The sequence below is a fragment of the Chelativorans sp. YIM 93263 genome (assembly GCF_028767125.1).
Classification (GTDB): Bacteria; Pseudomonadota; Alphaproteobacteria; order Rhizobiales; family Rhizobiaceae; genus Chelativorans.
This window is the reverse complement of the sequence record NZ_JAKCWP010000007.1, coordinates 67931-93312: the sequence shown is the minus strand read 5'-3', so window position 1 is coordinate 93312 and position 25382 is coordinate 67931. Positions and strand designations below refer to the sequence as shown.

The following is a 25382-nucleotide window of genomic DNA, read 5'->3' as shown; positions in this document are numbered from 1 at the left end:
GGATCCATGCCTGCGCTTTCGTGCCGGGTACCAGAGTCACGGAACCGGGCCCGGCTGTTGGACCAGAATGACGGGAAAGTATGGCCATGATCGAAGGCATGGCACCAGGCCGGCAGTTCGCATTCCTGCTGGTCGATAGATTCTCGATGTTCTCGCTGTCGGCGGCAATCGACACGTTCCGCTCGGCAAATCGCCTGCTCGAACGCGAATTCTATAGCTGGACCACGGTCTCCGCCGATGGCGAGGCCATAATGGCCTCCAACGGCCTGCCCATCAAGGTGGACTACGCCATCTCGGATCTGCCAGCGGCCGATATCCTCTTCGTCTGCGTCGGGCTGACGACGGAGTTTCCCGGCAAGAGCAAGGTGTTGGCCGCCCTGCGTTCCTGGGGGCGTCGTGGCGGCGGACTTGGCGCGCTGGCGGCGGGCTCGCTGCTTCTGGCCGAGGCCGGGCAGCTCGAAGAGCGGCGCTGTACGATCCATTGGGAGAACCGCGCCGGCTTTCGCGAGCGCTTCCCCGACATCGAGTGCACGGGCAATGTCTACGAGATCGACCGCAACCGCTACACCTGTGCCGGTGTGACGACGTCCATCGATCTGATGCTGGAGATCATCCGCGCCGATTTCGGGAATTGGCTGGTGAACGAGGTCGCCAACCAGTTCCAGCACGAGCGTATCCGCTCAGCCGTCGACCGGCAGCGCATAGGCCCGGAGCGCGATCTTGCGGGCAAGTCTGAAAAGCTCAGGATCGCGGTGGAACTGATGGCGGAGTATCTCGATGAGCCGCTCTCCTCGGGCGAGATCGCTGCCAAGGCAGGCCTGTCTGTGCGTCAGGTGGAGCGGCTTTTCCTGCGGCATCTCGGGATGACGCCAAGCCGCTACTATATGCGCCTGCGGCTGGAGCGGGCGCGGGAATTGCTGCGCCAGACCAACATGCCAATTCTCGACGTGGCGATTGCCACCGGCTTCACCTCGCACTCTTATTTCGCCCAGAGCTATCGCCTGCAGTTCGGCCGTCCCCCGAGCGATGAGCGCCGATCAACCTGGTAATATTATTACCGCTACCTTATACTGTCGTACTGACCATATTGAATGCCAGCTCGCAAATGTATTGCGCGACCCTGTTGAAGAACAATGGCTTAACGGCCTCCTTCTCCAGCCCCAAACCGAATTGTCTCCAAAATTAACGCCGCTGAAACCGTAGGGCGGGAAAGAATGGTTGGTGTGCGATCTTCGGTTGTGGGCGGGGCAGCCTGCGTCATCGGTCCTGTTGCGGCCGATCGATCCATTCGTTGCTGGCGGGAGAGTGGGGGCTATGCTTTTTGAATTCAGTTCACGAACGCGGAAGATTCTTTCGGGTACGATCGCCAATGTCCTGGAATGGTATGATTTTGCAATCTACGGCATTCTTGCCATCACCATCGCGCCCTTGTTCTTCCCGTCCGACAATGAGGTCACCAGCCTGATCGCAACCTTCGGCGTGTTCGCAGCCGGCTTCATGATGCGGCCGCTGGGCGGGCTTGTCCTGGGCCATGTCGCCGATAAGCTCGGCCGCTCGAAGGCCTTGACGCTTTCGGTGGCACTCATGGCCGTTCCGACGACCCTGATCGCCATACTGCCCACATACCAGTCGATCGGCCTTGGCGCGCCGCTTCTGCTTACGTTGGCACGCCTGCTCCAGGGGCTTTCCGTCGGCGGCGCATATACCGGATCGGTCACGTTTCTCGTCGAAAATGCACCCAAGGGGAGCCGCGCCCTCAGCTGTTGCTGGAGCCTCGTGGGATCGATTGTCGGATTGCTGCTCGGGTCGGCAATTGCCGCGGTCATTGCCGGGATGCTGACGCCGGAGCAGATGGCGACCTGGGGATGGAGGCTTCCCTTCGCCTTCGGGATCGTCCTTGCCGTCGTCGGGATTTATCTGCGGCGTTCCGATGAAACAGGCGAGGGTGAGAAGCCCGATGCGGCACACAGCCAGGGCGATGATGCGCCCATCGTGGTGGCCGTCACCAACCATGGCTACGACATGCTACGCGTATTCGGCATCAACGTTCTGAACGGCGTCGGCTTCTACATTCCATTTGTGTATCTCACGACCTACCTGGTCAAATACAACCAGTTGCCCGAGCGCTATGCCCTGGACATCAACACTCTGACCCTGGTGGTTCTGAGTTTTCTGATTCCACTGTTTGCCTACCTCTCCGACAGGATCGGCCGACGGCCCGTCATGCTTGCCGGCGCCACGGGCATGCTGTTCCTGTCATACCCGCTCTTCTGGCTCCTGCATCATCCCAGCTACACGCTGGTTATTCTGGGGCAGTTGGGCTTTGCGGTGGTGATGGCCTGCTTTCTCGGCGGGTTGCCGGCGGCGATGGCGGAGATGTTCCCGCGTCATGTCCGGATGACGGCCTATTCCGTCGCCTTCAACATCCCGATCGCCGTCTTCGGCGGTACGACACCGCTCGTCGCCACCTACCTGATCGGCTACACCCATTACGATCTCGCCCCGGCCTTCTACGCCATGGCCGCCGCCCTCGTAACGCTCGGCACGATCCTGACAATGCGAGAGACCTTCCACCGACCGCTACGATAGCGGAACCCCCGCGTCATTTCAGGGCTACACTCTTGAGAACGATCCGGAAACGCGCCGGCGCGGCTGTATCGGTACGAAGCGGGGATAAAATCGGCGCCTCCGACATTTTTATCGTCAGCTAACCATCTGTTTTTGCTCGTTATCGGAAAAACTTCGAACTTTTTTCCCGCCTGTTTATCCCCGCCCTCTCGACCGCTCTTATCATCCAACCCATCGCTCTCGCGGGAACCGGATGCGCACCGGGTGTTCGGGAGGGCGGCGGTGGCGAGCCTTGGGGCGGCGGGACCGAGACCCGCAATTCAAAGGTTCCGCGACGGGCCGGTGCCCCCGGCCGGTCGGGCGGGTACGATCCCGAGCCTCTCTCGGAGGCTGAGACCGGAGGTCGCCCGGCGGATATGTCAACGGGGGTGAAGCCGCAAGCAGGTCCCGGGCACGGGCCTTTGCGAGCGGCCGGCCGACGGCGGCGATGTCCACCGGCGGGGCGCGTGCGAACGTGCCTGACATAGAAGTGAGAAGTCCGGAGCACGCGCCCCGCTTCCCGCTTTCTCTACAATGGCCAGACGGCGAAAGCCGGGCGTGGCGACGATGCCGCGCGCCCGCTTCCCTTTTGAGGGGCAGGTGGCCGCCTGCCAGCACCGCTTTTGCAAAACGCCCACGCTCGGTTTGGAGGAGGAGAACGCCGAGCCTGTGTGAGACGACCTCACCCGTCCAGTCGCTTACAGCGGCTGTCCACGCCTCAAGATGGTGGGCGATTACGTATCAACCGCGTCCTAGAAAACAGCAGCGCCCTGGTCCGCCGTCGAGGCAAGCTGGCGGAAGCCGGCGAAGAGTTCTCGGCCGAGGCCGAAGTGGCGGTGCGAAAGGTCGACCGGAGCGGTTTCGCGCGCCATCAGCGTCTCCTGGTCCACGAGCACTTCGAGCGTGCCCGCATCGGCATCCAGGCGGACCGTGTCGCCATCCTCGATCTTGCCAATAACACCGCCATCGGCTGCTTCCGGCGTGACGTGGATTGCCGCCGGCACCTTGCCGGAGGCGCCGGACATGCGCCCATCCGTAACGAGCGCAACCTTGTAGCCGCGGTCCTGCAGCACGCCGAGAACCGGTGTGAGCTTGTGCAATTCCGGCATGCCGTTCGCCTTCGGTCCCTGAAAGCGGATGACGGCGATGAAGTCGCGATCGAGCTCGCCGGCCTTGAACGCCGCCTGCAGTTCTTCTTGCGCGTGAAAGACGATGGCCGGAGCCTCCACGGTCCGGTACTCCGATTTCACGGCCGAGGTCTTGATGATCGCCTGACCGAGATTGCCCTGGAGGACGCGAATGCCCCCAGTCGGCTGAAAGGCTTTCGAGAACGGCACGAGCACCTTCTCGTTTCCGCTTTCCTTCGGCGTGGGTTCGCGGGTGACCGTGCCGTCGGTATTGAGCTTGGCTTCAACCGCATATTGCTTCAGGCCCGGCCCCCACACGGTCTGCACATCCTCGTGCAGCAGGCCGGCATCGATCAGTTCACGGATCAAAAAGCCGAGCCCGCCGGCCGCGTGGAAATGGTTTACGTCGGCCAGACCGTTGGGATAGACGCGCGCAAGCAGCGGCACATGCTCGGAAATTTCCTCGATGTCCGCCCAGGTGAGCTTGATGCCGGCGGCCGCGGCCATGGCCACCAGATGCATGGTATGGTTCGTGGAACCGCCGGTCGCGTTGAGCCCGACCACGCCATTGACGATGGAGCGCTCGTCGATCATGCGGCCAACCGGCGTGAACTCGTTGCCAAGCGCTGTGATGGCCAGCGCCCGCCGCGTCGCTTCCCTGGTCAGCGCCTCGCGCAGCGGGGTGTTCGGGTTGACGAAGGACGTGCCCGGCGTGTGCAGGCCCATTATCTCCATCAGCATCTGGTTGGAGTTGGCCGTGCCGTAGAAGGTGCAGGTGCCGGGACCGTGATAGGATTTGGCCTCGGCATCCAGCAGAGCTTCGCGCCCGACCTTTCCTTCCGCATAAAGCTGGCGCACCTTGGCCTTCTCGTCATTCGGCAACCCGGTGGTCATCGGCCCGGCGGGAATGAAGACGGCGGGCAGGTGCCCGAAGCTGAAGGCGGCGATCGCCAGGCCCGGCACGATCTTGTCGCAGATGCCGAGATAGACCGCCGCGTCGAACATGTTGTGAGACAGGCCGACCGCTGTCGCGAGCGCGATGACGTCCCGCGAGAACAGCGAGAGCTCCATCCCGGGCTGACCCTGGGTGACCCCGTCGCACATCGCCGGAACACCGCCGGCCACCTGCGCGACGCCGCCCACCTCGTGCGCGGCCTCCTTTATGAGGCGCGGAAACGTCTCGAAAGGCTGATGCGCCGAGAGCATGTCGTTGTAGGAGGTGATGATGCCCAGGTTAGGCACCGTATCGCCGGAGAGCGCGGCCTTGTCCTGCGGTGCGCATGCGGCGAAGCCGTGCGCGAGATTGCCGCACGACAAGGTGGTCCGGTTCGGCCCTGCGGCCGCCGCCTCGTCGACGCGCGCCAGATAGGCCTCGCGGCTTGGGCGGGAACGCTCCCGGATGCGTTCTGTGATGGCTTCGATCTCTCGTTTCGCGGTCATGAGCTCGTGTCCTGCTTCGGGGCCCAGTAGATGTGGGCAGGGTTGTCCGCCCGCTCCATCACCGCGCGTACTGGCGGCAGGGGGCGGTCATCGGTCGAAAGGGCGGCTTCCAGAGCCGTCTTCTTCTCCGCGCCTTCGATATGCAGCGCGAGAAAGCGCGCCTGTGTGATCACCGGCATGGAGAGCGTCAATCGGGGTTCTCCGACGCTTTGTGCATGGACCGGCAGCACGCGACGCTCGCCTGTGTCGGAGAGTATGTCGTCGATATTGTCGGCATCCGGGAAAAACGACGCGGTATGCTGGTCTGTTCCCATGCCGAGCACTACGACATCGAGCGGCATTGGAAGGATGGCAAGCTTGCTCTCGGTCACTTCGGCCGCTTCTTCCACGCTGGCAGCTTCATTATACAGGCCAAAGAATTGCGCCCGTGCGGCTTGGTTCTGCAGCAAGTGCTGGGTGACCAGCCGGGCATTGGAGCGTTCGGAGGTGGTAGGCACGAAACGCTCGTCTACCAGCGTTACGGTGACATGCCGCCAGTCAATGCGCTTCTCGGACAAGGCGCGGAAAAAGGGCGGCGGCGTTGTGCCGCCGGAAACTGCCAGGAGTGCCCGGCCACGGGCCTTCAACGCGCCGGACAGTTCTTCCGCCACCACATCGGCAAGCGTCTCCGCCAACTTCTGGCGGTCGCCGAATTCTTCCCAGATCGGTTCCGTCATTACACGCTCTCGTGCCAGGTGCGCCCGTCACGCTCGATCAGCGCGATGGATGCCGAGGGGCCCCATGTGCCTGCCGTATAGCCTTGAACCGCCTGGCTGCGCTCTTCCCAGGCCGCCACGATGGGATCGATCCAGCGCCACGCCGCTTCCACCTCGTCGCGGCGCATGAAGAGTGTCTGGTTTCCGCGGATCACGTCCATGATCAGCCGCTCATAGGCGTCCGGATTGCGCACCTTGAAGGATTCGGCAAACGTCATGTCGAGCGGCACGTGGCGCAGGCGCATACCGCCCGGACCCGGATCCTTGATCATGATCCACTGCTTCACGCCCTCGTCGGGCTGGAGGCGGATGACCAACTGGTTGGCGAAAACCGGCCCGGCGGCATCGCCGAAGATCGAGTGCGGAATCGGCTTGAACTGGATGACGATCTCCGAGGCGCGCGCGGCGAGCCGCTTGCCCGTCCGCAGATAGAAGGGAACGCCCGCCCAGCGCCAGTTCCCGATCTCCGCCTTGAGCGCGACAAAGGTTTCGGTGTTGCTGGCGCCGTCGTCCAGCTCATCCAGATATCCCTTGACCGCACCGCCGTTCGATGCGCCGGCACGGTATTGCCCGCGCACGGTCACGCGTTCCGTATTTTGCGGTCCGATCGGCTTGAGTGCGCGCAGAACCTTCAGCTTCTCGTCGCGCATGGCATCGGCATCCAGTGAAGCCGGTGCTTCCATCGCCACAAGACAAAGGAGCTGCAGAATATGGTTCTGCACCATGTCGCGCAGGGCGCCCGCCTTGTCATAGTAGCCGGCACGACTTTCGAGCCCCACCGACTCCGCGACGGTGATCTGCACGTGGTCGACATGCGCCGAGTTCCACAAAGGTTCGTAAAGCGCATTGCCGAAGCGCAGCGCCATCAGATTCTGCACCGTCTCTTTGCCGAGATAATGATCGATGCGGAAGATGCGGGCCTCGTCGAAGACCTCGCCGATGGCGTCATTGACCTGCTGCGCCGTCTCCAGGCTGTGGCCGATCGGCTTTTCGACGATGACGCGCGATGTCGGCATTACGAGCCCGTGCTCATTGATCCTGTGGACGATATCGCCAAACAGTGCGGGCGCGACCGCGAGATAGAAGGCGCGCACCGCGTGGCTCTCTCCGAGCACCTGGCCGAGTTGCTCAAGCCCCTTTCCGGATCGCGCATCAGCCGGCACATAGAAAATCCGTGCCAGAAAGCGTGACAGCTCATCCTCGTCGATTTCCGCTTTCGCGACGTGGTGCTCAATCGCTTCCCGCGCGAACGCGCGATACTGATCGTCGGTGAGCTCGGAACGCGAACAGCCGATCATCCGCGTCGGCTCGCTGTACTGGCCGGCCAGCTGGCGCTGATAGAGTGCTGGAAGCAGCTTGCGTTCCGCGAGATCGCCCGTGGCGCCGAAAACCACGAGGTCGAACGGTTCGACCGGTATTGTCTGGCTCGTCATGAAGGCTCCGCGTCTGCGTTGTCCGTTGTGCCGATCGCTTCTTAATCTAATCGATTTAAGATTACCAGTGGCTCCATGCCAGACACGTTTTCACGATAGGCCAGCAGGTGATCTGTCGACGCATCCCCGGAGGATAGGCTTGCCCGGCTACATTACAAGGGCCATAACGGCGCGAACCATAATAGCATTAGCCAGGAGTACCAGCGTATGGGCAGCCACGTTTCAAAGACCGTTGCGGATGAGCTGGCCCCGATGCAGATCATCGACGGCAAGTCCGTCGACGCCGTATCGGGAGAGCGCATCAATGTCGTGTGCCCGTCGGACGGTCAGGTTTTCGCCTCGATCCCCGCCTCCGGAAAAGCCGATATCGACCAGGCGGTCGGCGCTGCCCGCCACGCCTTCGATGAAGGACCGTGGGCGCGGATGCCGGCGGTGGAGCGCGGCCGTTGCCTCACCCGGCTCGGCCAGCTTGTCGAAAAGCACGCCGACGAGCTTGCCGCGCTCGAATCGCGCGACACCGGCAAGCCAGTCCGCCAGGGCAAGGCGGACGTAACCGCAACGATGCGTTACTACGAATTTTACGGCGGCGCAGCCGACAAGATCCACGGAGACACCATTCCGTTTCTGGATGGCTATACGGCGCTGACCATGCGCGAGCCACATGGCGTGGTCGCCGGCATCATTCCATGGAATTACCCGCTCCAGATTCTGGCGCGCGTTGCCGGTGCGGCGCTGGCCATGGGCAATACGTTGGTGATCAAGCCGGCCGAGGACGCCTCGCTCACGGCAATCCGCATTGCCGAGCTGGCGCTGGAGGCGGGCATACCGGGAGGCGTGTTCAACGTGGTGACGGGCTATGGGCGCGAGGCCGGGGCGGCGCTTTCAGCTCATCCGCTTGTCGATTACGTCACCTTCACGGGCTCCCCACCCACCGGAACCGCCATTCAGCAGGCCGCCGCCGCGAACAATCGCGGCGTGACGATGGAGCTCGGCGGCAAGTCCCCGCAGATCGTCTTTGCCGATGCCGATATCGAGGCCGCGCTGCCCGTATTGGTCAACGCCATCATCCAGAATGGCGGCCAGACCTGCTCCGCCGGCAGCCGTATCCTGATCGAAAAGCCGGTCTACGAGCAGGTGGCCTCCGCCCTTTCGGAGCGTTTCTCCGGGCTCGTGGCTGGTCCACACGAGGCCGATCTCGATCTCGGCGCGCTGATCAATCCGGCGCAAAAACAGCGCGTTGAAGACTTTGTTGCCGCCGCTGAGGAGGCGGGCATTTCCGTTCTCGCGCGCGGCAGGGTTCATGAGGATGCGCCGAAAGGCGGATATTATCACCCGCCCGTTCTTTTTGGCGCCGTCGATCCGGCGTCCGCACTGGCACAGGAGGAAGTCTTCGGTCCCGTGCTGGCGCTCTTCCCTTTCGCGGACGAACCCGATGCCGTCCGTCTTGCCAATGATACGGATTTCGGCCTGGTCGCCGGCATCTGGACGCGTGACGGCGCACGGCAGCATCGCATGGCAAAGCGGGTGCGTGCCGGCCAGGTCTTCGTGAACGGCTATGGCGCCGGTGGCGGCATCGAGCTGCCCTTCGGCGGCTTCAAGAAATCGGGCCACGGCCGCGAAAAGGGCTTTGAGGCACTCTACGACATGTCGGCGACGAAAACGGTCGTATTCAATCACGGCTGAGCGTGCGCGCGCACCTGCTTGAGAAAAAGAAGGATTTGAAAATTGCGGCTTGAGAACAAGACAGCGATCATCACCGGTGCAGCGTCCGGTTTCGGCGAGGGAATGGCAAAGCGTTTTGCGGAGGAGGGGGCGAACGTCATCGTCGCCGATCTGAACGCCAAGGGCGCCGAGCGTGTTGCGGAGGAAATCGGTTCCGCCGCCACGCCTGTTTCTGCCGATGTCTCACGCAAGGCAGATGTGGATGCGATGGTTGAAGCAGCCATGCACACCCACGGCCGTGTCGACATCATGATCAATAACGCCGGCTACACCCATACCAACGGCAACATGCTGGAGGTGGACGAGGAGATCTTTGACCTCATCACCGCTATCAACATGAAGGCGATTTATCATGCCACGCGCGCCGTCGTTCCGATCATGGAGGAGCAGGGCGGCGGCTCGATCATCACGACTGCCTCCACCGCCGGTCTCCGCCCACGTCCGGGATTGACCTGGTACAACGCGTCCAAGGGCTGGGCGATCACGGCGACGAAATCGATGGCCGTCGAGCTTGCCCCGAAGAACATCCGGGTGAACTGCCTGTGCCCCGTGGCTGGCGAGACGGGTATGCTGAGCCAGTTTATGGGCGAGGATACGCCCGAAAAGCGCGCTCAGTTCCGTGCCTCCGTCCCGCTCGGCCGGCTTTCCACGCCGCTCGACATCGCGAATGCCGCGCTCTGGCTCGCTTCCGGCGAGGCGGAGTTCATCACCGGTGTGGCGCTCGAGGTGGATGGCGGTCGGTGCATCTGACAGGTAGGGAGTCCTCCGCCCCCATTATCCGGGATCTCCGGCTTCCATGACCTACGACCAGATCTTCCTTTTCAGCCTGCTCGGCCTCGTCTTTGCCTTTCTGGTGTGGGGCCGTGTGCGTTACGACCTGGTGGCGTTCGCCGCGCTGATAATCGCAGTCGCCGGTGGCGTGGTGTCGGCGGAGGATGCCTTTCAGGGTTTCGGTCATGAAGCGGTGATCATCATCGCACTGGTGCTCATCGTTTCGCGGGCGATGGTGAATGCCGGAGCGGTGGAACTCGTCGCCCGCTTCGTTCTGTCGACCGGGCGGTCGCTCTCCACTCACATAGGCATCATGTCCGTCGTGGGCGCGGCCCTTTCGGCCGTGATAAACAACGTCGCGGCCCTCGTCATGTTGATGACGCTCGACATTGAGGCGGCGGAGAAGGCGAAGCGGGCGGTAACGCGTTCTCTGATGCCGCTGTCCTTCGCCACCATTCTGGGCGGCACGATCACGCTGATCGGCACCCCGCCCAACATCGTCGTCGCCCAGTTTCGCGAGCGCACACTGGGTGAGCCGTTTTCCATGTTCGATTTCACTCCCGTAGGGCTCGTCTGCGCGCTGGTGGGCATTGCCTTCGTGACCACCATCGGCTGGCGCCTGATTCCCGACACTGGCCAGCGCGCGACCGCGGGCGAGGGCGCCGACACCGGCTTGTTCGTTGCCGAGGCCGGGGTGAAGGAGGATTCCAAGGCCATCGGCCAGACGTCCTCCGATCTCTATCCTATTGCCGACGAGCACGATGTCTCCATTCTCGGGCTGGTGCGCCGGGGCAAGCGGCTGCCGGGTTTCGCGGCGAGCGAGGAAATCCGCAAGAGCGACCATCTGGTCCTCGAAGGTGACCCGAAATCCATCGAAGCCTTTATCGGGGCGGCGGAGCTGAAGCCGGCGGGAACCGACGAGAGCGGGAGTCTGACCGGCAAGTCGCTGTCGCTGGTGGAAGCCATCGTGCCCGACAACGCGCGGATAATCGGGCGCACCGCGCTCAACCTGAGACTGCTTAACCGCCGGGGGGTGACGCTCCTTGGCGTGGCGCGGCAGGGAAAACGCTTCCGCGAGCGGGTGCGCAATCTGTCCATCCAGCCTGGTGACGTGGTGCTTCTCCTCGGCCCGGAAAGCCGTATCGCCGACGCAGCCGAATGGCTGGGCGTACTGCTCTTGGCCGAGAAGAGCCATACGGTCATCCAGCGCAGCAAGGCGCTGTTTACGGTCGCCGTCTTTGCGATGGCCGTGGCGGCTGCGGTGACGGGGCTGCTCCCGCTTGTCGTGGCGCTGGCCGGCGCGGTTGCCATTTATGCGTTGTTCAACGTTGTCGGCCCGCGCGAGGTCTACGAATCGGTCGAGTGGCCGGTAATCGTGCTTCTGGCCTCGCTCATCCCCCTCGGCCTAGCGTTGGAACAGTCCGGCGGTACCCGCCTCATCGCCGACGCGATCGTGTCTCAGACAGGGGCGCTGCCGCCCTGGGCGATCCTGGCCATCCTTATGATCGTCACCATGACTCTCTCGGACTTCCTCAACAATGTGGCGACGGCACTCATTGCCGCCCCCGTTGGCCTTTCCGTCGCCCGCGCGCTCGACGTCTCGCCCGATCCTTTTCTCATGGGCGTGGCGGTAGCGGCCTCCTGTGCCTTCCTCACACCCATCGGCCACAAGAACAACACCATCATCATGGGCCCCGGCGGCTACCGCTTCGGCGACTACTGGCGCATGGGCCTGCCGCTGGAAATTCTGATCATCGCGGTGGCGGTGCCGGCCATCCTGTTCTTCTGGCCGTTGTAGGGGGCAGGGGGAGCGCAACACGCGAGCACCGAAAGCCGGAACCCGAAGGGTGGAGGCCGTCCGGGGTGATGGCGAATGGCTTTCCGGAACCTTGTTTAACCACCGTGCTCGCCATTCCCGGTCATGATCCGGTCCGCGATTTGCTTCAGCGCTTGTTCTCCGCGCCCGGAATAGGTCTCGCTCATAATCAAGTCGGAAATCGGCAGCCTCTTGCCCCAGCCTTTGCGCTCCAGATCCGGCCGATGGGCAAATTCCGAAACCGGCCCCACACAGAGATAGGCAATCGGCTCCACATGGTCCGGAATTGCAAGAAGCCGCTTCAATGCCGACCGGTCGAGAATACTGACCCAGCCAACGCCAATGCCTTCCGCACGGGCAGCGAGCCAGAAATTCTGCACCGCGCATACGGTGCTGTAGAGGTCCATCTGCGGATTGTGGGAGCGGCCCAGCGGTGACTCTTTGGAACGTTCCCGATCGCAGGTCACCACAAGGTTGAGCGCGCTTTCGCAAATGCCTTCCAGCTTCAGCTTGCGGTAAAGCGCTTTGCGTTCGTCGGCGATCTGCGGCAGTTCTTCCCGGCGCGCCGACAGAAAGAGATCGCGCACCTGCTCCCGGCGCTCCAGATCACGGATGACGATGAAGTTCCACGGCTGCATATAACCCACTGACGGAGCGTGGTGCGCCGCCATCAATAGGCGCGCCAGAACCTCATCATCGAGAGGGTCTGCCGTGAAATGGCTGCGCACGTCTCTCCGGGTGAAGATCGCTTGATAGACGGCATCGCGCGCCTGCTGGCTGAAAGCGTTGTCGGACTGCATTGGGCCCCGCCCCTGGTGTTGATCAGGGCGCCTTGACGCAAATGCCGCCCCATGTCCAGCCATCCACGGTCCACACGGTCTAAATCCTGTCTCGCAACGCATACCAGTTGAGGGCGAGGAAAAGCAGCGCGTGGCGGAACAGGCGGCCGCCCGGAAAGGGCGGAATGTCGAACTCCTCCAGAAGCTTCAGCCGGACGCGGTTGCCGCACACGGTTTCCGCGTAGAGCTTGCCGGTGAAATTCGAAAGCATGATGCCATGGCCGGAATAGCCGCCCGCGGCGATCACATGCGGCATCACCTCGCGCACGAAGGGCTTGCGCGGCATGGTGATACCGACATAGCCGCCCCAGGCATGAGTGATCTCGACATCGGCGAGCGAAGAGTAGATTTCGGTGATTTGCCGTCGGATCTGCGATCCGATATCCTTTGGATCGCCATTCGAATAAACCTCACGCCCGCCAAAGAGCAGCCGCCCGTCGTTTGACTTGCGGAAGTAGCGCACGACAAAACGTGAGTCGTCCACGCTCTCGCCACCGGGCAAGACCGGGCTGTCCGCACCAAGCGGCGCGGTGGTTGCGATGAAGGAGCCGATCGGCATGAGATGGGCGGCCGTCTTCGGTTCCAGCGCTCCGCCATAGGCGTTCGTTGCGATCAGGGATTTTTCGGCGGTGATCGTGCCATGCGGCGTTGTCACCTGCACGCCTCCGCCTTCGGAGCGGACGTTCGTGGCTTTCGTCTGCTCGTGAAGCTGCGCCCCAGCGCTCGCCGCCACACGCGCCGTGCCGACCAGCAACTTCAAGGGATGAATGTGCCCGGTCCCCGTGTCGCGCGTGCCGCCGAAATAGCGCGGCGAACCCAGCCGCTCCGCCGTCTCCCGGGCATCCATGAAGGAAATATGCGGATAGGAAAAGCGCTCGCGCATGATGTCGGCATGGGCGCGATATTCGTCCACATAGCGCGCCTTGTGCGCCACGGACATCTGGCCGGGCACGTAGTCGATCTCTATGCCGTTGGTTTCGGCGAATTCGAGCAGATGCGCCTTCGCCTCCTCGCCGAGATCGAACAGCGCCTTGGCACGCGTGAAGCCCAGCTCCTGTTCCAGCTCCTCCGGCCATGCCCGCTGTCCGGTGCCAAGCTGCCCGCCATTGCGCCCCGATGCGCCATCCCCGAACCGGTGCGCCTCGATCAATGCGACGTTCACCCCCGCCTGCGCCAGGTGCGCCGCCGCCGAAAGCCCGGTGAAGCCGCCGCCGATAATGACAACGTCGACCTGCTTATCGCCATCGAGCGGCGGATACTCCGGCCGCTCGCCAACGGTGGCTTCATACCAGGAAATGCCGGGGGAAATGGGGGATTGGTAGGACATCGAGTGCGGTGATCTAGAGGTTAGGGAATAAGGCAGTAGGGCAACGGTGGCCATCAGGTGGAGAGTTCTCGCACTACGGCCCGCAGCAGTTTACCGGCGCTTCCGCGCGTTGCCATTGATGGGGGGTAATCGATTCGCGGGTGGCGAGGCCAATTCGCTCGTTTAACAAGAGATGTCTCTCCAACTCTCCAGGGAATTCCGCGCGATTTTGAGAGACTGCCGGTATGAGCCGGGGTTCTCGCGACCATAGCCTTCCGCGGCCCTACTGCCCTCCCAATCACACATTCAACAGCAGATACTCCCGCTCCCACGGGCTGATGACCTTCATGAAGGTCTCGAACTCCGCTCGTTTGATGGCGGCATAGGTTGTGGTGAATGGCTCGCCAAGGATGTCGCGCAGGGCCACATCGCCCTCGAACAATGCCACCGCCTCGAGCAGGCCGCGCGGCAGTTCGATCTCGTCCTGGTTCACCGCAGTTCCGGCCGGGGCGTCCGGCTCGGTCTTCTCGAGAATGCCGATCAGCCCGCAGGCGAGCGAGGCGGCAAGCGCCAGATAGGGATTGGCATCGGAGGAAGGAATGCGGTTTTCCACACGACGCGCCGAAGGATCGGAACGCGGAATGCGAAACGCCGTGGTGCGGTTGTCATAGCCCCAGCGCGTATTGACCGGCACGGCGGTGCCCTGCGTCAGTCTCCGATAGGAGTTCACATAGGGCGCCAGCATGATGAGCGCGTTGGGAATGTGCCGCTGCAGCCCGCCGATGAAGTGGCGGAACATGTCTGTTTCCTCACCCTTCGCGTTAGAAAAGGCGTTACGCTTCTCCTTGCCCGCAATCACCGACTGGTGAATATGCATGGCCGAACCTGGCTGGTCCTGAATGGGCTTGGCCATGAAGGTGGCATAGGTGTCGTGCTTGAGCGCGGCTTCGCGGATTGTGCGCTTGAAGAGGAAAACCTGATCCGCCAGCTCGATCGGGTCGCCATGGCGCAGGTTGATCTCAAGCTGCCCCGCGCCCTCCTCGTGGATCAGCGTATCGATCTCCAGCCCCTGGCTTTCGGAGAAATGATAAATGTCGTCGATCAGCTCGTCGAACTCGTTGACGCCGGCGATGGAATACCCCTGCCCTCCGCCGATGGGCCGGCCCGAGCGGCCGACGGGCGGGGTGAGCGGATAATCCGGATCCGGGTTCTTGAAGACGAGGTAGAACTCGATCTCCGGCGCCACGATGGGCTTCAGTCCGTGCTCGGCGTATTTCGCCACCACGCGCTTGAGAACGTTGCGCGGGCTGAACTCGACGACACGGCCGTCCTGGTGCACCAGATCGCAGATCACCTGTGCCGTCGGGTCGGTCTCCCACGGCACGACGGAAAGAGTCGACAGGTCCGGCACCAGCTTCAGGTCGCCGTCATCCTCGGGATAGACGAAGCCATTGCCGCTCTCCGGATAACCTCCGGAAATCGTCGTCATGAACACGGCCGAGGGCAGGGCCAGCGAGGTGTTGGAGGTGAACTTCTTCGACGGCATCATCTTGCCGCGGGCCACACCCGCCTGGTCCGGCGTAATGCACTCGATGTCCTCGATGCCACGCCACTCCAGCCAGCTACCGGTCTCTTTCCAGTTCTTCACTCCGCGCAGATTTTTGAGGAATGCCGGCATGCGGGTGCGCCCGCTCCTGCCGGTCGTGCGGTCTGCTTTCTTATTATCCAGCATCAATCACCAGGATTACTTCGAATGCGCGCGAGTATAGACGTGGGGGCAGCCGAAAGGGAAGGGCAAGTCTTCGCGGTGCCTTTTACGTGTGCTAACGCATATTATATGTCGGCGTTGGGGCGTTCCCCGCGACAAACGAGGATCATATGACAAGGCTTGGTTTCCTGTATCCGCCGTGTGGGGCGGAGGATGAGCTGTATAAATACAGCGAAATGCTGGGCAAGGGCGTGCGGGCCTCGACCGTGGGTGTGCGCATCTCCGGCGGGGATGACGAGCACGCGCCGGAGCATCTCAGCCGAACAGGGCAAATCCCCAATCTCGAATTCTCCGCCCGCATTCTCGCGCGGCTGGCGCCCTCCGCCGCCATCTGGACCTGCACCAGCGGCAGCTTTATCGACGGGCGGGCTCACGCGGAGGCCCAGGCCGAGGCTATTTCGAAGGCGACAGGCGCGCCTGCGGCCAGCACATCGCTCGCCTTTGCCAGCGCGCTGCGGCACCTGGAGGTGACCGACGTGGCGGTGCTGGCAAGCTATCCGGAAGCCACCGCAAAAGCATTTCAGCGTTTTCTCGGCGAGTTCGGTATCACTGTGCGTGCCATGCACTGGCTCTCCATCGATTCCGGCCCCGATGCCTCACTGCTGGAGATTGCGGAAATGGTAGCGGCGGCGGGCACGATCGATCTCGCCGGCGCGGGGGCGCTTTTGATACCGGACACGGCCATCCCCGCCTGGGATGTCATCGCGCCACTGGAAAGGCAGTTCGGGGTTCCTGTTCTGACTGCCAATCAGGTTTCGGTGTGGGAGGCCGCGCGCATTGCCGGACTGCGCGTCAGCAAGCCCGAAATGGGTGCCCTGTTTCAGCATGCGCCGACTGGCGCTGGAGACAGGACGCAGGAGCGCTCCGTCTCTGGCGATGCGGAGGTTGCCTAGACCCCATCCTCTGCCAGCAGCTTCACGCCGAAGCCGATCAGCGCGGAGCCGAAAAGCCATCGCTGGAAGCGCTGCCACATGGGCCGGCGGGCGAGAAACGCACCGATACCATTCCCGGCCAGAGCGTATTGAGTATCGAAGACCAAGCCCGTCGCCACCAGCACCGAGCCCAGCAGGAAGAATTGCGCTGCCAGCGGTCCGCCTGCGGGGTGAAGAAATTGCGGCAGGAGCACTGAGCAGAACAGCAGCGCCTTGGGATTAAGCAGGTTCGTGAGAAAGCCGCGCGTGAGCGCGCGGCGCAGATCGTCCGGCGGGCTTTCTTGTGCCGCTGCCGCGTCGGGTACCAACGATGGCGCACGCAAAATGCTGATTCCGAGCCAGACGAGATAAGCCGCTCCTACTATCCGCACCATCTCGAAAATGGCGGGTGAGGTGCGAAGCAAGGCAGCAAGGCCCAATGCCGCGAGCGCGACATGTACGCCGCGCGCGGCCCCCAGGCCGATGGCCGTCACCAAAGCCGGCTGGCGGCCGCGCAAAGCGCCCGTCTGCAACAGCAGGATCATGTCCGGGCCAGGCACGATATAGGCGATCGCCAGCGCGCCGACGAAAAGCGCAAGGTCAGGCATGTCGTTCTCCACTGAAGTGATCCGGTGGCACAATAGCCAAGGCAGGCAAGGTATGTCCCTGCGAATGTGCTTATCAATAGCCGATTTTATGGCATAATATGCTGCGTTCTATCGTGGAGAAGAATGAATATGCCAAATACCGATCTGGACGCGATCGACCGCAAAATTTTAGCCGCCCTGCAGCGCAATGGGCGCTTATCCAATGTTGAACTCGCCGAGGAAGTCGGCCTGTCGCCTTCGCCCTGCCTGCGGCGGGTTCGTCTGCTTGAGAATGCGGGTATTATCTCCGGCTATCATGCCGCGCTTGACCGGGGGAACCTTGGTCTCGGGCTCACCATATTCGTCGGCGTGAAGGTGGAAAGGCATCACGAACAGGCGGCGACTGCCTTTCGCGAAGCCGTCACGGCGCTGCCGGAGGTTATCTCCTGTCATCTCGTCTCAGGCGAGGCGGACTTCCTGCTGCAGGTCGTCGTACAGGATTTGAAAGCCTACGAGCGCCTGCTTCTGAGTACGCTTCTCAGGCTGCCCGGCGTCAGCGATATCCGTTCAAACTTCGCCATCCAGACCGTCAAGGACCAGGCATCACTTCCGCTCGACCATCTGGCGGACGGGCGGACAGGAAAAGATACTGGGAGGAACGCTTGACCTGAGACTAAAGCCGGCTCAGCCGCTCCAGCACCGGCTGAAGCGTGTCCGGCGTGACCGGCTTGGGGACCACAGCGTCGAAGAGCCCCTCCATCGGCGGCATGTCGCGATGGGTCATGGCATCCGTGATAAGCACAACGCGAGGCATCTGCCGCTCGCGCCTGCGCAGGGCAAGTTCCGACATCAACGGCTTCAAACTGTCGTCGGAGGCTGCGGCCTCAATGATGACCATGCGTGGGTCGCTGGTGCGCAGAGCGCGCACCGCGGCTTCCGGCGGCACCGCATCCGGCCGGAGGTATACACCTTCCGCGGTCCGCGCAATCACGATGCGGCTGATGGGCGAGGTGGAAACGATGAGCGCGCGATTGTCGCCCGAGCGCATGCGACCTCCACGAGATTCACAATGCAGGCCCTGGCCGCCATCTGATGCCATGATGTTTCCCCCCGGTCGCGCTATAGTGGACTTGATAAGATAGTGACTTTAGGTTGCGCGTGGATAGTCTCCATACCCCTTCGGTTGTCAATACGTATAATCGTTCGGGTATGTCTGCACTAGTACTCCTTTAGCATAATCGTAATGCTAAAGGAGGCAGGTAGAGTCTTGTGGTGGAACTGCGCCGGAGGAGGTGGCGGTAACACAGTAGCAGTGAAGCAGGCTCTATCTGGCCTGGTTTACCAGGATGGCGGGAACGACGAGGTCGCCCCAGTTTCCGCCGCCGCCATGATGGCGGGCGGCGCGGATAAGCTCTATGGAAACGCCTGATTCCACCGCCTCCATGACGGATTGGTTGAGCCGGTGGAGATCGTTGGCGATCCGGCGCACCAGGGCTTGCTGTTCCGCACTCATGGCTTGCGCCTGTTCTTCCACGCGTTCCCTCACATGGGTCTTCGGTGTCATGATACTTTCTCCTGTAAGTTCTACGCCGCAGCGGTTTGGAACTGATCACTTTCAGTTGATCCGCCCATGGCCGTGGTGGAGGATGTCCCGCCGGTGATCGCCATCGAGACTGCGTCGAAATAGCCGGTGCCAACTTCGCGCTGGTGCTTTGTGGCGGTATAGCCGTTCGCCTCGGATGCGAACTCCGCCTGCTGAAGCTCCGCATAGGCGGCCATCTGCCGCTCGTGGTAGCCGCGGGCGAGTTCGAACATGCCATGGTTGAGCTGATGAAAGCCGGCCAGCGTGATGAACTGGAACTTGTAGCCCATGGCCGCCAGCTCGCGCTGGAACTTGGCGATGGTGGCGTCGTCCAGATGTTTTTTCCAGTTGAAGGAGGGCGAGCAGTTATAGGCGAGCAGCTTGCCCGGATGGTGCTTGTGGACACCTTCGGCAAAGCGCTTTGCCTGCTCCAGATCCGGTTTCGAGGTCTCGCACCAGATGAGATCCGAATAGGGCGCGAAGGCCACCGCGCGCGCAATACAGGGCTCCAGCCCGTTGTGCACGCGGTAAAAACCCTCTGCCGTGCGGCCCGCCTCGTAATCGACGAAGGGACGGTCCCGCTCATCGATATCCGAGGTGATCAGCTTCGCGGCCTCCGCATCGGTGCGGCAGATGACGAGCGAAGGGACACCCATCACATCGGCGGCGAGCCTTGCCGCGGTGAGATTGCGGATGTGCGCAGCTGTCGGGATAAGCACCTTGCCGCCGAGATGACCGCACTTCTTTTCCGAGGCCAGTTGGTCCTCGAAATGGACACCGGCCGCGCCGGCCTCGATGTAAGCTTTCATGAGCTCGAAGGCATTCAGCGGCCCGCCGAAGCCGGCCTCCGCATCGGCCACGATCGGCGCGAACCATGTCTCGACCGAATGGGTGCCTTCGCTCGTCTCGATCTGGTCGGCGCGCTGCAAAGTCCGGTTGATCCGTCGCGCAAGCTCCGGACCGGCATTGGCGGGGTAAAGCGACTGGTCCGGGTACATGGCCGACGCCGTGTTGGCATCGGCCGCCACCTGCCAGCCCGACAGATAAATGACCTTCAGCCCGGCGCGCACCATTTGCATGGCCTGATTGCCCGTCACCGCTCCCAGCGCATTGACGAAGTCCTCTTCATGAATGAGACGCCATAGGCGATTGGCGCCTTCCTCCGCCAGCGTGTGGCGAATGGGAAGGGAGCCCCGAAGCCGCCGGACCTCCTCGGGACCATAGGGGCGCTCTATGCCATCGAAGCGGCTGTTCGGAGCGCTGGGAATGAGATTGTAAAAATCGGTCATACGACCCTCCTGAAAGAGATGCACTGCTGTCGGATGTTGCGTGCTGAAAGAGTTTCAGCCACGCGTCCATGACAAGATTTACTCCTCTGTGGAGAAATAGGCACGAAAGAGAGCGCCGGAATCCCTGCAATTCGAGTGGACTTGTCTTGCTTTTCACAGTGCCCGCCGGTAAACCTGTCAAAGGAGTAAAAGCTCGTGCGGCATTAAGCTCTGCGGCGATTGTAAAGAAGTGTAAAACGAGGGAGGCGATGGCACCGCAGAAAATCTTCGCTGGCCCGCGTATCCGGCGCATCCGCAACGCCAAAGGCCTCACCCAGACGGGAATGGCTGAGGGTCTCGGCATCTCGCCCTCGTATCTGAACCTGATCGAGCGCAACCAGCGCCCGCTGACAGCGCAACTCGTGCTCAAGCTCGCCTCCGTGTACAAGGTCGATCCCGAGGAATTGCAGGGCGAGAGCGGTGCGTCTCTTGCCGCGCTGAAAGAAGTCTTTTCCGATCCGCTTCTGGCCGGCGAGTTGCCGGGGGAGCATGAGATGGTGGAAGTGGTGGAGGCCGCGCCCAACGCCGCAGCCGCATTGGCGAAGCTCTACCGCGCATATCGGGAGCAGGCGGGCCGCCTTTCCGATCTTTCCGAAGTGCTCGCAACCGAGGGGCGCGCCACGGCGATTTCCGCCGCGCGCCTGCCGGTGGACGAAGTTCGCGAGGCATTCGAGGAACGGCCCAATCATTTTCCCGCGCTGGAAGAGGAGGCGGAGGCGTTCCATCGCGTTCTGCACGCCGACGAGGATCTGGCCGGCGCATTGAAGAGCTGGCTCAAGCGCGAACACGGCATCGCCGTGCGTGTGCTGCCCGCGGCCATCATGCCGAACTGGCGGCGGCGCTACGACCGGCATTCCCACCGGCTTTTCATTTCCGAGCGCCTCTCCGTTGCCGACCGGATGCGGGAGATCGCGATCGAGGCCTGCCTCATTCGCATGCGGGTGGCGATCATGGCGGAAATCGAAACGCTGAAGCTCACTTCGGATGAAGCGAGACGATTGGCGCGGTTCGAGCTCGGCCGCTACGCCGCCCATGCGCTGATGATGCCCTATCGGGCTTTTCATCTGGCGGCTGAGCGCGCGCGCTACGATGCGGATGTGCTTTCCGCCCGTTTTCGCGTGTCGTTCGAGCAGGCGGCGAACCGCCTCACCACGTTAGGACGGGAAGGGGCTCCGGGCGTTCCGTTCTTCATGCTGGAGGTGGACAGCGCCGGAAACCGGCTGCGCCGGGCAGGCGCCCAGGGCTTTCCGCGCCGCAGCTTCGGCGGGGCCTGCCCGAAACTGTGCGTTCACGCTGCCTTTGCCCAGCCCCGCCAGACACTGGTCGAGGCCGTGGAGATGCCGGATGGCGAGAGATTTCTGACGTTGGCGCGTACCCTGGAGGGTCCTCAGGCTGGTTTCAACGAGCGCCCGCGCCGAACAGCGCTGCTTCTGGGGTGCGATCTTTCTTATAAGGATCGCCTCGTCTACGATGTGGCACTGTCGGCCGCCGCGGCGGAGACGCCTGTCCCCGTCGGCCCTTCATGCCGGCTTTGCGAGCGGCAGGGATGTCTTGCCCGCGCCGAACCGCCGGTGACGCGACCGCTCGGGCTGGACGAAATGGTGACGGGGCTCAGCGCGTTCGATTTCCAGTGAGGCTGCCGATCCCTTGCTATAGCTCACCCTCGATCGGCCGCTCCCCGGCGAACAGGGCCGCGTGGCTTTTGAAGACGGCGACGATGCGATCGATCACCGTGCGCACCTCCGGGCGATAGCGGTCGTCGTTGTGCATCACGATCCACTGCTCTTCGCGCAGTTCCGCGATTTCGTCGCCCGCCCGCTCCAGATGCGGGTCCCGGTCGCCCGCGAAACATGGCAGCACACCTGTGCCGGTGCCCGAGCCGATGAGATCGTAAAGCGTGCGCGGGGCGTTCGCCCAGGCGGCGATCTGAATGTTTTCTTGCGCGTTGACCCATCGAGCGGACCGGGTCCGAGCGTCGTCCGGCGCGATGGCCACCCAGCTTTCGCCAGGGGGATGGTTGCGGGCGCGAAAAGGAGCATAGGCTATTGTCACCGCATGCCTGGCCGCGAGACTCGGATTGTCGGGCCGGCCATTCCGCAAACCGATTTCCACCTCCCGGTGCGCAATGTCCAGACGTGCCTCCGTTGTCTTGAATGCGATGCGGAAAGCGTCCTCGGGCGTCCACAGGCGCGCGAAATTGGCTGCGAAAAAGCCGGCAGTCCATGTCCCTGCGGAAATGCGCACCACGGGGCGGTGTCCGCCCGCTTCCAGCCACTCGGCGATCGGCCGGGCGCTTGCTTCCATCCCCAAGGCGCGCTTGTAGAGGGCTTCGCCATCCCCTGTCAGCGTGTAGCCGGTCCGCCGGCGAAGGAAGAGCGGACGCCCAACCGCCTCTTCGAGCGTCAGCATGCGCCTGCCAATCGTGGCTGGACTCGAACCGGTCTCCTCGGCCGCTGCCGATAAGCCGCCGCCGCGCGCGACGCTGATGAAGATTCTAAGATCGTCCCAGCTCAGGTTTTTCATTAATGAAAAGAATAATGCGAAAACCCTGAGTTATAAAGCGTTTTATCCACGGTTACTCTCCGTTTCTGAAAATACGGAGACGAAACATGGATCATCTCAATGGTGTTGTGCTCTATCACCAGGTCGTGTTGCAATCGAAACGCCGGCGTCAGGACTCTTACGTGGCGGGAAGCCCCGAGCCGGGCCCCGTGATACGGCTTCTGAACCGCCTTGCGAGGCGTCTTACGAGATATCGAGAACGATATTGCCTGACACGCCACCGCTCTCGACCGCCTCATGCGCATCCGCGATCCGCTCGAGCGGGAACCGTTCACCCAGGTGGTGCCGCAACGTGTTTTGCCGCAACGTGTCGAGAAGTTGTGCAATTGCCCGCATCCGCTGGTCGGGCAGGAGATCGTAGACGAGGAAAAACTGCAGGGTAATGCTGTTCCACAGCATTGCGGGGAAGGGCAGCGGGATTTCCCGCGCGACGTTTGATCCATAGCAGATCACTTTCCCGTGCGGCACCAGCGCGCCATCGGCGACGAGATGAATCGTGGACGACAGATCCATGTCGATAATGCCGTCCGCGCCATTGCCCCCGGTCAGGTCCCTCGTGACCTTCACGATATCCTTGGTCTTGTAATCGATCACGAAATCCGCGCCGGCTTCACGGGCGAGCGCCGCGCGTTCGCGAGATGCGGTGCCCAGAACGCGTGCGCCTGCGGCCTTGGCAAACTGCACGGCATAGAAGCCGACCGACGAGCCGGCGCCGGTGACGAGAAGTGCCTTTCCGGCGAGGGGGCCGAAGAGGTTGACCGCGTGGATGGCTGTCAGCGCCGGAATGCCGAAGCATGCCCCGGTCGCGTAGTCCACGTTGTCGGGCAGGGTGACTGCCTGATCCTCGGGCAGGCAGATAAACTCCGCCGCCGTGCCGAAGGGACGCTGCCATTGCCCATTCCAGACCCAGACACGCTCGCCCACCCGCGAATGGGCCACACCCGGGCCCACCGCTTCGATCTCACCCGCTCCATCGCTGTGCGGGATGATGCGTGGCGCGCTGAGCGGACGCCCGCTTCGGCTCTTCACATCCGATGGATTGACCCCGGAGGCGTAGAGCCGCACGCGCACCTCTCCGGGCGCGGGGTCCGGCGGTTCCATTTCACCGATGTTCAGGACTTTGCGGGCTGGACCGTTATTTTCGTACCAGGCTGCCTTCATGTGTTTTCACTCCCGGCACTAGCTTATCAGAATGAGAGTGGATGAACAGGTCCGCTGCCGGCATTGACAACAAGGCATGCCCCGGACAAGGCTGCGGCAGTGTCAATAAAGAACAGGCGTAACTTGCGAAACGCGACAGGGAGCCCGCCAGGAACGGGCGGAGGAGGCGCGTCGGCCCCGAAAGAGGGTGCGGCGCAGAAATCGGCAGAGAAAAAGCGCGGGAAGAACGAGCCACCATCGAACGGCTTCATGACACCCGAACACGAAGCCGAGTACCGGGCCTTCGTGGCCGAGCACCCCGATATTGAGGCTGTCGAGTTCCTGGTGATCGACCCCAATGGAATGGTCCGGGGCAAATGGGCGCCGGGTGACAGCCTAATCAAGGCCTATCAGGAAGGCGTCAATTTCCCTCTGTCGCTCCACGGGCTGGATGTCTGGGGGCGCGAGGTTGCCGAGACGGGCCTGCATATCGAAAGCGGCGATAAGGACGGATATTGCCGCCCGACCCGCGGTTCGCTCTCCATTGTGCCTTGGGCCAAACGCAAGACGGCACAGGTATTGCTGCAGACCTTCACGCCTGAGGGAGAGCCGTTTCTGGCCGATTCCCGTCAGGTGCTGAAGCAGAAGGTAGCCGACGTGAACGCCAAGGGCTTCTTCCCGGTCACAGCCTTCGAACTCGAGTTTTATCTGCTCGATCCCAAGACCGACTGGGACGACGGCATGCCCGCACCCGTGGGGGCCATGGCGGGACCGGACCGGCTGCGCATGTATGGCCTCGACGATCTGGCCGAACACGCCGATCTGTTCGACATGATCCGCGATGCGGCCGATGCGCAAAACCTGCCAATCGATACGATCATCAAGGAGGCGGCACCCGGCCAGTTCGAGGTCAATCTCAAGCACCGCGACGACCCGTTGCGCACCGCCGACGATGTCATCCTCTTGAGACGCATCGTAACAGGGTGCGCCCGCGCTCATGGCCTGACGGCGACCTTCATGGCCAAGCCATTTCTCGAGTACGCGGGCAACGGCATGCATGTACACGCATCCATGTGCGACCGCGACGGCAACAACATTTTTGCCGGAAAGGCCGGCGGGCGCGAGCGGCTCGGTTCCGCGGTCGCGGGTTTGCTCACCACCATGCCGGAATCACTGCTTCTGTTCATCAACACCTGGAACGGCTTTCGTCGCATTACACCCGGATCCTACGCGCCGACGCGCGCCGTGTGGGCGGAGAACAATCGTTCCGTCGCTCTGCGGATCCCGGTTTCCACGCCGGACAACCGCCGCATCGAGCATCGCATCGCCGGGGCGGATGCCAACCCGTATCTCGTTATGAGCGCGATTATCCAAGGTATGGTGGAGGGCATCGAAAGCGGCGCGACGCCGCCCCCGCCCGTTGTAGGCAACGCCTACGAGGACGACGGCCCGGCGCTGCCCGACGATATGGACGATGCACTTCAGCTTGCAATGCGCTCGAGTTTCGTGGACCGCGCCTTGGGGCCTTTGCTCGCCAAGGTCTACCGCGACCTGAAACGCGCGGAGATTATCGCCTTCTGGAGCGAGATCACGCCGCTCGAACGCACCACATACGTTTGACGCGAAAAGGACAATTCGCGCTTGTCGCCATGTGAAAACAACAATAGGCTTTGCCGCAAAAGCCTGCC

Annotated in this window: 21 protein-coding genes; 9 read left to right on the top strand and 12 right to left on the bottom strand. The window is 62.6% G+C overall.

Annotation, left to right across the window (positions count from 1 at the left end; genetic code table 11):
* The first annotated feature begins 86 nt into the window (after positions 1–86).
* Both LY631_RS14775 and LY631_RS14770 read left to right on the top strand, forming a co-directional pair.
* The gene (locus tag LY631_RS14775; RefSeq protein ID WP_274426352.1) at positions 87–1049 is read left to right on the top strand and encodes a GlxA family transcriptional regulator; all 963 of its coding nucleotides are present in this window, start codon (positions 87–89) and stop codon (positions 1047–1049) included.
* Between the two features lie 265 nt (positions 1050–1314).
* Positions 1315–2589, top strand: coding sequence for an MFS transporter (locus LY631_RS14770; RefSeq protein ID WP_274426351.1), 1275 nt, complete (start codon positions 1315–1317; stop codon positions 2587–2589).
* Between the two features lie 770 nt (positions 2590–3359).
* Here the strand turns inward: LY631_RS14770 and edd are convergent.
* The 3 genes from edd to zwf are packed head-to-tail and all read right to left on the bottom strand — an operon-like array spanning position 3360 to position 7362.
* Positions 3360–5174 carry a phosphogluconate dehydratase gene (edd, locus tag LY631_RS14765; protein ID WP_274426350.1) on the bottom strand — a complete coding sequence of 605 codons (1815 nt, stop codon included), beginning with the start codon at positions 5172–5174 and terminating at the stop codon, positions 3360–3362.
* Positions 5171–5890: a 6-phosphogluconolactonase gene (gene pgl, locus LY631_RS14760; RefSeq protein WP_274426349.1), complete on the bottom strand. Its 720-nt coding sequence runs from the start codon at positions 5888–5890 to the stop codon at positions 5171–5173. The genes edd and pgl overlap by 4 nt, the downstream gene beginning before the upstream one ends.
* Positions 5890–7362 carry a glucose-6-phosphate dehydrogenase gene (gene zwf / locus LY631_RS14755; protein WP_274426348.1) on the bottom strand — a complete coding sequence of 491 codons (1473 nt, stop codon included), beginning with the start codon at positions 7360–7362 and terminating at the stop codon, positions 5890–5892. Before zwf ends, pgl begins: the two co-directional genes overlap by 1 nt.
* A 207-nt stretch (positions 7363–7569) precedes the next feature.
* Here zwf and LY631_RS14750 point away from each other — a divergent pair, with 207 nt between their 5' ends.
* Genes LY631_RS14750 through LY631_RS14740 form a run of 3 tightly spaced genes read left to right on the top strand, consistent with a single transcriptional unit; the run spans position 7570 to position 11653 of the window.
* A complete protein-coding gene (locus LY631_RS14750) occupies positions 7570–9045 on the top strand; it encodes an aldehyde dehydrogenase family protein (protein WP_274426347.1) in 1476 nt (491 codons plus the stop codon).
* Between the two features lie 42 nt (positions 9046–9087).
* Entirely contained in the window at positions 9088–9834 is a 747-nt protein-coding gene (locus LY631_RS14745) for an SDR family oxidoreductase (RefSeq protein ID WP_274426346.1), read from the top strand.
* A gap of 46 nt (positions 9835–9880) precedes the next feature.
* A complete protein-coding gene (locus tag LY631_RS14740) occupies positions 9881–11653 on the top strand; it encodes an SLC13 family permease (RefSeq protein WP_274426345.1) in 1773 nt (590 codons plus the stop codon).
* A 95-nt stretch (positions 11654–11748) separates the two neighbouring features.
* Here LY631_RS14740 and bluB read toward each other — a convergent pair whose 3' ends face one another.
* The 3 genes from bluB to LY631_RS14725 form a co-directional block, all read right to left on the bottom strand.
* Positions 11749–12471: a 5,6-dimethylbenzimidazole synthase gene (bluB, locus tag LY631_RS14735; RefSeq protein WP_274426344.1), complete on the bottom strand. Its 723-nt coding sequence runs from the start codon at positions 12469–12471 to the stop codon at positions 11749–11751.
* 79 nt (positions 12472–12550) lie between these two features.
* The gene (locus LY631_RS14730; protein WP_274426343.1) at positions 12551–13837 is read right to left on the bottom strand and encodes an NAD(P)/FAD-dependent oxidoreductase; all 1287 of its coding nucleotides are present in this window, start codon (positions 13835–13837) and stop codon (positions 12551–12553) included.
* A 277-nt stretch (positions 13838–14114) separates the two neighbouring features.
* A complete protein-coding gene (locus LY631_RS14725; RefSeq protein WP_274426342.1) occupies positions 14115–15548 on the bottom strand; it encodes a glutamine synthetase family protein in 1434 nt (477 codons plus the stop codon).
* Positions 15549–15694: 146 nt separating this feature from the next.
* Between LY631_RS14725 and LY631_RS14720 the strand changes: the two genes are divergently transcribed.
* The gene (locus LY631_RS14720) at positions 15695–16477 is read left to right on the top strand and encodes a maleate cis-trans isomerase family protein (protein WP_274426341.1); all 783 of its coding nucleotides are present in this window, start codon (positions 15695–15697) and stop codon (positions 16475–16477) included.
* Here LY631_RS14720 and LY631_RS14715 read toward each other — a convergent pair.
* Complete coding sequence (locus tag LY631_RS14715) at positions 16474–17103, bottom strand: LysE family translocator (RefSeq protein WP_274426340.1); 630 nt, start codon at positions 17101–17103, stop codon at positions 16474–16476. The genes LY631_RS14720 and LY631_RS14715 overlap by 4 nt on opposite strands.
* Before the next feature lie 129 nt (positions 17104–17232).
* Between LY631_RS14715 and LY631_RS14710 the strand changes: the two genes are divergently transcribed.
* The gene (locus LY631_RS14710; RefSeq protein WP_274426487.1) at positions 17233–17748 is read left to right on the top strand and encodes an Lrp/AsnC family transcriptional regulator; all 516 of its coding nucleotides are present in this window, start codon (positions 17233–17235) and stop codon (positions 17746–17748) included.
* A 7-nt stretch (positions 17749–17755) separates the two neighbouring features.
* Here the strand turns inward: LY631_RS14710 and LY631_RS14705 are convergent, their stop codons facing one another.
* The 3 genes from LY631_RS14705 to aceA form a co-directional block, all read right to left on the bottom strand.
* The gene (locus LY631_RS14705; protein WP_274426339.1) at positions 17756–18181 is read right to left on the bottom strand and encodes a hypothetical protein; all 426 of its coding nucleotides are present in this window, start codon (positions 18179–18181) and stop codon (positions 17756–17758) included.
* 225 nt (positions 18182–18406) lie between these two features.
* Positions 18407–18646: an SMc00767 family acetate metabolism repressor gene (locus tag LY631_RS14700; RefSeq protein ID WP_274426338.1), complete on the bottom strand. Its 240-nt coding sequence runs from the start codon at positions 18644–18646 to the stop codon at positions 18407–18409.
* Between the two features lie 20 nt (positions 18647–18666).
* A complete protein-coding gene (gene aceA / locus LY631_RS14695) occupies positions 18667–19953 on the bottom strand; it encodes an isocitrate lyase (RefSeq protein WP_274426337.1) in 1287 nt (428 codons plus the stop codon).
* Positions 19954–20201: 248 nt separating this feature from the next.
* Here aceA and LY631_RS14690 point away from each other — a divergent pair, with 248 nt between their 5' ends.
* Entirely contained in the window at positions 20202–21626 is a 1425-nt protein-coding gene (locus tag LY631_RS14690; protein WP_274426336.1) for a helix-turn-helix domain-containing protein, read from the top strand.
* Positions 21627–21642: 16 nt separating this feature from the next.
* Here LY631_RS14690 and LY631_RS14685 read toward each other — a convergent pair whose 3' ends face one another.
* Both LY631_RS14685 and LY631_RS14680 read right to left on the bottom strand, forming a co-directional pair.
* Positions 21643–22515: a LysR family transcriptional regulator gene (locus LY631_RS14685; RefSeq protein ID WP_274426335.1), complete on the bottom strand. Its 873-nt coding sequence runs from the start codon at positions 22513–22515 to the stop codon at positions 21643–21645.
* Between the two features lie 222 nt (positions 22516–22737).
* Positions 22738–23715 (bottom strand): NADPH:quinone reductase, encoded by a 978-nt coding sequence (locus LY631_RS14680; protein ID WP_274426334.1) that lies wholly within the window; start codon positions 23713–23715, stop codon positions 22738–22740.
* A gap of 249 nt (positions 23716–23964) precedes the next feature.
* On the opposite strand from LY631_RS14680, the gene LY631_RS14675 reads away from it, so the two are divergent.
* Positions 23965–25314, top strand: coding sequence for a glutamine synthetase family protein (locus tag LY631_RS14675; RefSeq protein ID WP_274426333.1), 1350 nt, complete (start codon positions 23965–23967; stop codon positions 25312–25314).
* Positions 25315–25382: the final 68 nt, after the last annotated feature.